General features: G+C 72.3%; 11 protein-coding genes and 1 pseudogene. 7 read left to right on the top strand and 5 right to left on the bottom strand.

Translation table 11 applies throughout. The features are described 5' to 3' along the window. Positions 1-656 (bottom strand): annotated as a pseudogene (locus ACWGE1_RS15235) (hypothetical protein); the annotation flags it as partial. Between the two features lie 186 nt (positions 657-842). On the opposite strand from ACWGE1_RS15235, the gene ACWGE1_RS15230 reads away from it, so the two are divergent. The 3 genes from ACWGE1_RS15230 (at position 843) to ACWGE1_RS15220 (ending at position 3,167) form a co-directional block, all read left to right on the top strand. Next, positions 843-1,577: a GOLPH3/VPS74 family protein gene (locus ACWGE1_RS15230; protein ID WP_453420962.1), complete on the top strand. Its 735-nt coding sequence runs from the start codon at positions 843-845 to the stop codon at positions 1,575-1,577. A gap of 276 nt (positions 1,578-1,853) precedes the next feature. Further along, positions 1,854-2,738 carry a helix-turn-helix domain-containing protein gene (locus ACWGE1_RS15225; RefSeq protein ID WP_453420961.1) on the top strand — a complete coding sequence of 295 codons (885 nt, stop codon included), beginning with the start codon at positions 1,854-1,856 and terminating at the stop codon, positions 2,736-2,738. Positions 2,739-2,957: 219 nt separating this feature from the next. Then, the gene (locus ACWGE1_RS15220) at positions 2,958-3,167 is read left to right on the top strand and encodes a DUF397 domain-containing protein (protein WP_453420960.1); all 210 of its coding nucleotides are present in this window, start codon (positions 2,958-2,960) and stop codon (positions 3,165-3,167) included. 195 nt (positions 3,168-3,362) lie between these two features. Here the strand turns inward: ACWGE1_RS15220 and ACWGE1_RS15215 are convergent, their stop codons facing one another. Beyond that, positions 3,363-4,262: a hypothetical protein gene (locus ACWGE1_RS15215; RefSeq protein WP_453420959.1), complete on the bottom strand. Its 900-nt coding sequence runs from the start codon at positions 4,260-4,262 to the stop codon at positions 3,363-3,365. A 170-nt stretch (positions 4,263-4,432) separates the two neighbouring features. Between ACWGE1_RS15215 and ACWGE1_RS15210 the strand changes: the two genes are divergently transcribed. Continuing rightward, positions 4,433-5,680 carry an aminotransferase-like domain-containing protein gene (locus ACWGE1_RS15210; protein WP_453420967.1) on the top strand — a complete coding sequence of 416 codons (1,248 nt, stop codon included), beginning with the start codon at positions 4,433-4,435 and terminating at the stop codon, positions 5,678-5,680. Here ACWGE1_RS15210 and ACWGE1_RS15205 read toward each other — a convergent pair. The 3 genes from ACWGE1_RS15205 to ACWGE1_RS15195 form a co-directional block, all read right to left on the bottom strand. Continuing rightward, positions 5,658-6,239, bottom strand: a complete 582-nt coding sequence (locus ACWGE1_RS15205) for a hypothetical protein (RefSeq protein ID WP_453420958.1) — start codon at positions 6,237-6,239, stop codon at positions 5,658-5,660. The genes ACWGE1_RS15210 and ACWGE1_RS15205 overlap by 23 nt on opposite strands. Then, the gene (locus ACWGE1_RS15200) at positions 6,206-6,451 is read right to left on the bottom strand and encodes an amphi-Trp domain-containing protein (protein ID WP_453420957.1); all 246 of its coding nucleotides are present in this window, start codon (positions 6,449-6,451) and stop codon (positions 6,206-6,208) included. Before ACWGE1_RS15200 ends, ACWGE1_RS15205 begins: the two co-directional genes overlap by 34 nt. A gap of 117 nt (positions 6,452-6,568) precedes the next feature. Then, positions 6,569-7,903 carry a diacylglycerol/lipid kinase family protein gene (locus ACWGE1_RS15195; RefSeq protein WP_453420956.1) on the bottom strand — a complete coding sequence of 445 codons (1,335 nt, stop codon included), beginning with the start codon at positions 7,901-7,903 and terminating at the stop codon, positions 6,569-6,571. A 188-nt stretch (positions 7,904-8,091) separates the two neighbouring features. On the opposite strand from ACWGE1_RS15195, the gene ACWGE1_RS15190 reads away from it, so the two are divergent. The 3 genes from ACWGE1_RS15190 (at position 8,092) to ACWGE1_RS15180 (ending at position 9,570) form a co-directional block, all read left to right on the top strand. Then, the gene (locus ACWGE1_RS15190; RefSeq protein ID WP_453420955.1) at positions 8,092-8,244 is read left to right on the top strand and encodes a hypothetical protein; all 153 of its coding nucleotides are present in this window, start codon (positions 8,092-8,094) and stop codon (positions 8,242-8,244) included. Further along, a complete protein-coding gene (locus ACWGE1_RS15185; protein ID WP_453420954.1) occupies positions 8,241-8,555 on the top strand; it encodes a hypothetical protein in 315 nt (104 codons plus the stop codon). Before ACWGE1_RS15190 ends, ACWGE1_RS15185 begins: the two co-directional genes overlap by 4 nt. A gap of 232 nt (positions 8,556-8,787) precedes the next feature. Continuing rightward, on the top strand, positions 8,788-9,570 hold the full coding sequence (locus ACWGE1_RS15180) for an SDR family oxidoreductase (protein ID WP_453420953.1): 783 nt from the start codon (positions 8,788-8,790) through the stop codon (positions 9,568-9,570). The last annotated feature ends 2 nt before the right edge of the window (positions 9,571-9,572 follow it).

The following is a 9,572-nucleotide window of genomic DNA, read 5'->3' as shown; positions in this document are numbered from 1 at the left end:
CGGAACACGGCAGTGCGCTCACTGTCCGCAGGCGCGTCGGCCGCAGGCTTCGGCTCCCGCTCCGGGGCGGGAGTCGAAGCGGAATCGGTCTTCACGGCAGGCTTCTCGGCCGCAGGCTTCTCGGCCGCAGGCTTCTCGGCCGCAGGCTTCTCGGCCGCAGGCTTCTCGGCCGCAGGCTTCTCGGCCGCAGCGGCGGGCTTCACCCGGCCGGCTGCGGAACCGGAATCAGAATCGGAGTCGGAATCCGGCTCCTCGGCACGAGCATCCGGCGCGTCGGAACCGACGGCGTCGGACTCGTCCGCCCGCGCCTCACCGTCCGCCGAAGCGGAATCCTCGTCCTCACCCGATGCGCCGTCGGCATCGGCATCGGCATCGGCGGAGGCGACCCACGCCGCCACCGCGTCCCGCAGCGCATCCCGCCCACCGGCTCCGGCCTCGACCTCGACTTCCGCTTCGGCCTCGACCTCGACCTCGACGACGACACCAGAACCGCTGCCGGCGTCGGCATCGGCATCGGCATCGGCATCGGCAGCGGCGACGCCGCCCTCGGGATCCCGCGGCCGGAACACCGACAGCCTCGGGTCACGCCCCGCGGACGACTCCGCCGCCCCCGGCGCTCCTTCATCTACCGACTTGTCGGGGGACTCGCCCGCCACCGTTCCTCCTCCATCGCCGCCACGTCCGGCTGTCCGAATGTCTAACAGTGTCCCGTCTCGGGGGCATCGCCCCCGCGAGAGACGAGAACGACATAGCTGCGGGTTCCCCCACAAAGCGGCCACGCGCTCTCGACAGATGAATGTGAGAGGCGTCACCCTGTCACTCATCCACGCGGGGAGGCATGGATGGGCAGGAGCCGCAGAACAATTCCGGAGGAGCTTCTGCTGCTCGCCTTGGACCCGGCCACGGGTACCACGGCGCAGCCGCAGTCGCTCGACCTCGGCCTGGCCGGGGCACAGCTAGTGGAGCTGGCTCTGGCAGGACGGATAGCCCCTGATGGGGATCGTATCGCCGTGGTGATGCCACGGCCGACAGGAGATCCGACTCTGGACTCCGCACTGGAACTGCTGCGCAGGCGCGGCAGCCCGGTACGGGCCGTCCACTGGATCGGCGGACCCCGGTTGGGGCTCCGTCAGATTTACCTCGCTCATCTGGAGCGCTGCGGCATGGTTCATGCCGTCGCGGGACAGATGTGCGGAGTGTTGCCGACGACTCGCTACCAGGCGACGGACACGGAGATCAGCCGGGAGATCCGAGCCCGGCTCGACAGTGCGATCCGCACCGGCGTACCGCCGGACCCGCGGACCGCGGCGCTCGCCGCACTGGCCCACGCGGTCGGACTCGGCAAGCACCTGTACCCCGGCAACGAGGGGCGGTCGTCCAGGTCCCGGCTGCGGGACCTGATCCGGCACGACCCGATGGGCGGACTCGTGGCGCATGCCGTGATGGACGTCCAGAACGGTGTGGCCGCACAGCCACGCCGTGACCGCGCACCCGCAGCGCCGGCCCGGGCCACGGCGAGCAGCGTCCCGCTGCAGCCGCGCCGGACGGGCGCGATGGCCCGCGCGGCCGCGCACTGATCCACCCCGTTGCACCCGCTGTACCCGCTGCACCCGTTCCACCGCTCGATCGCAGCACCAACGCAACGCCACCGCCGGGACCGAAGTCCGCGAGGACCGGTCCGGGAGCCGCCAGCGCGCGGGGTGGCGGGGCCGGTTCGCCGACCCCGCCGCCCCGCGCGTCTGTGTTTCCGGGCCGTTCCCCAGCGGCGCCGCCCGCTTCGGTGGCAGTCTGCTCAACACCAGATACGCAGAGAGACAGCTGCAACGACAGAAGAAGGCGGAGGTGCCGTTCACGTGGCGTCCAATGTCAATCCCACCGTCCGACGCCGCCGACTGGGCATGGAGTTGCGCAAGCTCCGCGAGGACAAGGGCATGACGGCCGAACAGGTCGCCGAGCGCCTCCTCGTCTCCCAGTCGAAGATCAGCCGCCTGGAGAACGGCCGCCGCTCCATCAGCCAGCGCGACGTCCGCGACCTGTGCGACGTCTACGAGGTCGAGGACCGCCGCCTCATCGACTCGCTCATGCAGATGGCGAAGGACTCCCGCCAGCAGGGCTGGTGGCACGCCTTCGGCGACATCCCGTACAGCGTCTACATCGGGCTGGAGACGGACGCCGCCAGCCTGCGCACGTACGAGCCCCTGGTGATCCCGGGACTGCTCCAGACCACGGAGTACGCGCAGTCCCTCGTCCGCGGCGCGTGGCCGGAGACGGCCCCGGCCGACGTGGACAAGCGCGTCCAGGTCCGGATGCACCGCCAGAAGCGGCTCTCCGAGACGGACAACAACAACCCCGATCTGGGGCCGCTGCGCCTGTGGGCGGTGATCGACGAGGCCGCGCTGCGCCGGCGGGTGGGCGACGCCCAGTTGATGATCCGGCAGCTCGAGTACTTGATAGAGCAGTCGGAGCAGCCGCACGTCACGGTGCAGGTGATGCCCTTCGAGCTGGGCGCGCATCCGGGCGTCAACGGCCAGTACGCGATCCTGGAGTTCCCGGACGCGTCCGACTCGACCGTGGTCTACATCGAGGGCGTGACGAGCGACCTGTACCTGGAGAAGGCCAACGACGTCCAGAAGTACAGCGTGATGTACGAACACCTGCGCGCGCAGGCCCTCAACGTCGACCAGACCCGCGAGTTCATCTCGGGAATCATCGATCAATATGCCGACAAGGGCGCATAGCGCCGGTATATGACCGAGATCCACCGGGTGCGCGACGAGCGGGTCGGTACCGTACACCGTCACTCCCCAGCCACAAAGGCTTGAATGGAATATGCCACCCGGTCGGGTGAATGGTCGCTTCACCCGTCAGGAGCTGCCGGTAGCGTCGATCAGGTCAGCCGGAAAAGTGGCCGACAGGACACCGGAACTACCGGCACTACTCGCTCACCGGAGAGAAACATGGCTATTCGCCAGGGCGCCACGGACAACTGGATCAAGTCCTCCTACTCCGCCAACGGCGCCTGCGTCGAGGTCAAGTCCCCTGTCATGGAGGCCATCGCCGTCCGCGACTCGAAGGTGCAGGACGGACCGTCCCTCACCTTCGCGCCCGACTCCTGGACCTCGTTCGTCGCCGTCGTCACCGAGGGCCGGCCGGGACGCGTGGCCTGAACAGCACGGCGCGCCCCAACCGTCCCCCCTCTTCAAGCCGTCCGGTCCCCGCGTCCAGCACCAGCGGACCGTCCGTCGCACCACCAGCACCACCGGCAGCACCAGAACCACCTGCAGCACTGACGTGAGCCCTCTCGACCGACCCGCCGTCTTGGCCGAGGGGGCTCGGCCATGTCCGCGGCGCCGACATCCCCCTCAGCGCAGCTGATCGACGTACCGGTCGGTCCCCGGCACCGTCGGGACGAACGGCGCCACCAGCTCCACCCGCCCCAGCCCCGCCTCCGCGACCTCCGCGTCCAGTCCCCGGAAGCGGTCCCAGGAGGTCCGGGGGTCCTCCTGGAGGAACCACAGCAGCGTGAGGCGGGTGTCGACCCCCTCCACCTGCTTGACGTACGTCATCCGGTCACCGGGCAGCGGGGTGGGCCGGAAGACCGTCACCATCGCGGCCGGGCCACCGTGCAGCCGCTTCGGCAGGGCGCGCGAGCGCAGCCACTCCAGCAACTCGGCCCGCTGCCCGGGCCCGTCGGCGTCGATCACCTGGACGACGAGACCGGCGTACGGGTGGTCCAGGGCGTGGTAGTCCCGCGGACCGGCGGCGCCGTCGCGGTAGACCGTGGCCACGTGGTCCTGGAAGGACGTGAAGACGTGGGTGCGGTCCTGGTAGACCCGCCCGTCGCGGTTCAGCCGCTTGTTGATGCCGACGGTCCACTTCATGTGCTCGTCGTAGCGGCCCTCGGTGACCCAGTAGGTCGAGATGTAGCAGCCCGCGGTGACGGGTTGGGCGACGGCCGACTTCTCGGGGTAGCGCAGCTCCTGCAGCTCACGGGTGGCCACCCAGCGGCGGCCCGCGTACATCCAGGGCATGGCCATGGCCCCGGCGTAGTAGTGGTCGTCCTCGTACCAGCGGTTGTAGGCGTACTCGTGGCCCGGGTGCGGTTCCACCATGGTGATCAGCGCGTGGCCGGGGCGGACGCCGTATGGGCCGACGGCCGCGAGCTCGGCGTAGTCGTCGACGCGGGTGCCGGGCTGCCGCTGCCGGCCCTGACCCTGGTGCTGCTCCTGGTGCTGCTCCTGGTCCTGCTCTCCTGTCGTCATGGGAACGGTCTAGCTGATGCAGCGTCAGATCGGGAGGGGTCGCGGGGGTGGCGGACAGCGCCCGTGGCCGGTACTCGGCGAGCGGTACCGGCCGCCGGTCCGCCACTCGATACATAGATGCCGTCTACAACTTCCCTCGCTACGATGCGCGCACCCGCCTCCTGAAGGAGCTGCCCGTGCCTGCTTCCGCCACCGCACCGCCGCCCGCGTTCGCCGCCCGCGCCACCTCGGTGGAGGGGTCCCCGGTGCGCGAGATCCTGGCGCTGACCGAACGGCCCGGGATCATCTCCCTCGCCGGCGGCCTCCCCGCGCCCGAGCTCTTCGACACCGAGGGCCTGCGGGCCGCGTACGACGCCGCCTTCGCGGTGTCCGCCCGGCGCGCGCTCCAGTACTCGACCACCGAGGGCGCCCCCGAGCTCCGCGAGGCCGTCGCCGCCCGGGCCACGGCGCGCGGCCTGCCGACCGGCCCGGACGACGTGCTCATCACCTCGGGCTCCCAGCAGGCCCTCACCCTCATCACCGCGACCCTGGTCGAACCCGGTGACGTCGTACTGGTCGAGAACCCCACCTACCTCGCCGCCCTCCAGTGCTTCCGGCTCGCGGGCGCGCGGGTGGTCGCCGTGCCCTGCGACGCGGAGGGCATCCTCCCGGACGCGCTGGCGGAGATCGTCGCGCGCGAGCGGCCCAAGCTGCTGTACACCGTCCCCACCTTCCAGAACCCGACGGGACGCACCCTCCCGGCCGTCCGCCGGGCGGCGGTGGCGGACACCGCGGCGCGGCTCGGGCTGTGGCTGGTGGAGGACGACCCGTACGGAGAACTCCGCTACGAGGGCCGCGACGTCCCGTGGCTCGCCGCGCACCCGGGGGCGCAGGACCGTACGGCCCTGCTCGGCAGCTTCTCCAAGGTCATGGCCCCCGGGCTGCGGCTGGGCTGGCTCCGGGCGCCGGCGGGGCTGCGGCGGGCCGCGGTGGTCGCGAAGCAGGCGGCGGACCTGCACACCTCCACGGTGGACCAGCTGGCCGCGGCGCACTACCTCCGGGCGGTGGACCTGGACGCCCACACAGCCACCGTGCGCACGGCCTACCGCGAGCGCCGCGACGCCCTGCACGGGGCGCTGGGCCGGACCCTCCCGGCGGGGTGCGAGTGGAACCTGCCCGAGGGCGGCATGTTCCTGTGGGCCCGTCTCCCGGAGGACCACGACGCGACGGCGCTCCTGAAGACGGCCGTGACCCACGGCGTGGCCTTCGTGCCGGGAGCGCCCTTCCACGCGGCCGCCCCGGACCCCCGCACGCTGCGGCTGTCCTTCACCACGCACACCCCGCAGGAGATCGCCGAGGGCGTCGGCCGCCTGGGTTCGGCCCTGGCGGAGTACCGGGCGGACCTCAGTGCCGGAGTCAGTGCTGGAGGACGACCTTGAGCAGCACGATGAGCAGCCCGAGGAAGAGGTTGATCGCGCCGGCGACCAGCATCAGGCGGCGCGAGGCCCCGGCCCGGCTGGCGGCCAGGGTGGCCCAGCCGACCTGTCCGACCAGGGCGACCGCGAGGGCCAGCCAGGCCACCCCCTGAGGCCCCAGTCCGAGCCACGGGCTGATGGCCGCGGCGACGGCGGGCGGGACGGCCGCCTTGATGATCGGGCCCTCCTCCCGCGACGTCCGGCGGATCACGTCCCAGCTCAGGCGGCGCACGATCCGGGCCCCGAAGAGGCGGGAGAAGACGTGCGCGGCCCAGAACACCACTCCGGTGGCCAGCAGCAGCACGACGAGCTGGAGCCGTGGATAGGGGCCGAGCGTGCCGGCGCCGACCACGACGGAGGCGGCGAGCAGCGAGCCGTAGACGGCCCCGGTGTAGTCGCCGTGGGCCTCTTCCGGGCCGTCCCCGGGACCCGCCTCCGGGCTCCCCTCCGGTCCCGTCGCCGGGCCGGGCTCCGGGCCGTCCGAGGCCACTACGACGCGGCCCCGGACCGGGCGGTCGGCCACTTGAGCTCGATCTCCATCTCGATCTCGCCGTCGCCGACTTCGACCTCGATCTCGGTGCGGAGCTCGTCGGGGACCCGCAGGCTCATCCTCCCGGGGCCGAGCTCCAGTTCCGCGTTGCCGCCGTGCCTGAGCGCCTCCGCGAGCGCGGAGAGCTGATCGGCTGCCTCAAGGCGGGAAAGGGAACTCTTCTGCTCAAACTTGAGGTCCTTCACGGATGTCTCCAATCCGCTGCGAACGCGGGGAACACCGGGAACGCCGGGCTAAGCCTCATTGTGACGCCGCACAGGAACCCGGGCATCCCGGAGTACCGACGGCGTGCTCCGGGGTGCTCACGGGGCGGGCGCCGGCCCCGGCCGCTTGAAGGCCAGCGCGAGGACCTCGCTCCACTCCATGGGCGGACTGCCCGCCGGAGCCCCGGGGCGCTCCCGGGGCACCAGTACGCGCAGGGCGCCCGGGCGGATGGAGCAGGTCACGGGTGTGGGCAGGGTCAGGGCCTCGCCGTCCACGGCGACCGCGATGTTCTGCGCGGCCGATCCGATGACGACCTGGCGGGAGGTCAGTACGTGCAGGCCCGGTGCCTTCGCACCGCGGAGCGCGATGTCGGCGGCCTGGGCCGCGTTGTTCACCCGGATCCCGAGGACACCCAGCGCCCCGAGGTCGAGGCGGGCCCTGCGGGCGCCCATCGGTTCGGAGGAGGTGTAGGGGTTGTTGCTGACCAGCAGCGCCTGCTGGGACTCCAGGCGGGTCCCGTCGGTCACCGCGTCGAGGGTGGTGCCGGCGTACCCGAGCAGGAGGTCGGGCAGTGCGGCCAGCGCCGAGTCCGCCTTGGCGTCCCGGTACTCCGGCCGCTGCACGATCTCCGCGTAGACGCCGAACGAGGCCGTGTTGACGAAGGCGTGGCCGCCCACGACGCCCAGGTCGACCCTGAGCTCCTCCCCGTCGGCCAGCGCGTCCAGGCAGCGGGCGGGGTCCTCGCGGTCCAGCCCGAGGTCCATGGCGAAGTGGTTTCGGGTGCCTGCGGAGATCACGAGGAAGGGCAGGTCGTGCTCGGCGGCCACCTCGGCCACCCGGGCCTGGGTACCGTCGCCGCCCGCCACGCCGAGCAGGTCCGCGCCGTCGGCCACCGCCTGCCGGGCGATGGCGGCGACGTCCGTCACGACGGCCGGGTCCAGCAGCACCACCCGGGCGCCGAGCGCCTCGCCCTTCTCGACCAGGCCGAAACGGCCGACCTTCCCGCCGCCGGACTTCGGGTTCATGATCAGCACCGGCTGCCGGGGGGAGGCGCGTGCGACCGCCGGCATGCCGTCGGGCCGGCGCGCCGAGCGCAGCGCCGTCCGCGCGCACGCCACGGCCGCCGCCCAGAGCGCGATGGCGACCAGCGCCGTGGGCCACAGGTCCGCCCGGGCGTAGATGAACAGGATGGCCACGGGCGCGCCCACCACGAGCAGTGTCCCCACGAGCCGCACCGCCCCGCGATGGGCCACCACCCACCAGGTCCCCATGGCGGTGAGCGCGGCGCCGGCGATCCCGACGACGAGGACGAGCAGCCCGCCGACGATGCCCTCGCCCACCAGGGTCAGCGCCGCGAGCACCGCGCAGACCACCGCCAGCCGGGCCCACAGCCGGGCGCGCCGGGGTACGCCGGAAGGATCCGGGAGCGACATGGACCTCACGTCCTCTGGCCAGTCCCGGTGCGGTGGATCCTCACCACCGGGATGCGTCCACATCCGATCATCCCCCGAACAGGATCAGCCGTCGACGCGGGACATGTGCGCCACCGAACAACGCACTTGGCCACGCCCGCCGCACCGTGCAAAGGTGTGTTCGATTCGAGCCCGGGGGAGGGCGCCGCGTGAGCGATGGATCCGGCAACCCGGGCGGCCCCGCGGCGGGCGGCGGCGTTCCAGAGGTCGGCGAGCTCGTCACCGGCGTCGTCGCAGACCTCGTCGACCGTGATCAGCAGCTGAGGATCCGCGTCGGTCCACCGTTCTGGAGTTCTGAATGAAACCGGTCAATCATCAGGAGATCGACGTCGTCGTCACAGCCGTCGCCCCGTTCGGATCTCGGGTCGATGCCGATGGCGTCACGGGCTTCGTCGACCAGGCCAAGCATCCGTCCTGGTGGTCGCCGGACGTACCCCCTCCGCAGGTCGGCGACCACCTCCACGCCGTCGTCCTGGACGACTCCCGGACCCCTCCCCGGCTGAGCGCCCTCACGACGGACATCGACATCGCCCGCGTACTGCGCGACCGCCGGTCGCCGCAGGCCGCGGCCCCTCAGGCCCCGCCCCCGGCAGGGGAGCCGCACGTCCCGTGACCTCAAGGCGCGGGCGGCATCCGCGCGGGGTGCCGATCCGGACGGTTGGCAGTGGTCGGCCGGGCCGCACCGGCGGCGACCGTGCTCCGCGCAGCGGAGGAGCCGGCCGGGAACACCCTGGAGACGCTGCCCGGCGGGGCCGGGCGAGGGGCGCCGCGCCCCTTCACACCGCCGCGCCCGCACCGTAGCCTGACGCACCGTCAGATACACCGTGTGCGCCCGGAGGTCCGTCATGCTGTTGCAAGGGAAGACCGTCATCGTCTCCGGCGTCGGGGCCGGGCTCGGGCACCAGGTGGCCGCCGCCGTCGTCCGGGACGGGGGCAACGCCGTGCTCGGGGCGCGCACCGAGGCGAATCTCGCCAAGTGCGCCGCCGAGATCGACCCCGAGGGGACCCACACCGCCCACCTCGCCACCGACATCACCGACGAGGCCCAGTGCGAGGCCCTCGCCGGGCTCGCCCGGGAGCGCTTCGGCCACATCGACGCCGTCGTGCACGTGGCCGCCTGGGACTCCTACTTCGGGGGGCTGGAGGACGCGGACCTCGGGACCTGGCAGCAGATCATCGACGTCAATCTGCTGGGGACCCTGCGCATGACCCGGGCCTGCCTCCCCGGCCTCAAGGAACGCGGCGGATCCGTCGTGATCATCGGAACGCAGTCCGCCGTCGCCGCGCCCAACGAGGTGCAGCAGGCCGCCTACGCCGCCTCCAAGGGCGCGCTGACCTCCGCCATGTACTCCATGGCCCGCGAGCTCGGCCCGTACCGGATCCGCGTCAACACCGTGCTCCCCGGCTGGATGTGGGGCCCGCCCGTGCAGGCCTTCGTCACCTTCACCGCGCACACCGAGGGCGTCCCCGAGGCCGAGGTCCACGCCCGCCTCACCCGGCGGATGGCACTGCCCGACCTCGCCACCGACGGGGACGTCGCGGACTCCGCCGTGTTCCTCGCCTCCGACCGGGCTCGGGCGATAACCGGCCAGTCGCTGCTGGTCAACGCGGGTGAGCTGATGAGATGAGC

This window comes from Streptomyces sp. NPDC054932 (genome assembly GCF_053610205.1).
Note: the sequence above shows the minus strand (reverse complement) of the source record. Positions and strands in the feature narration are given on the sequence as shown.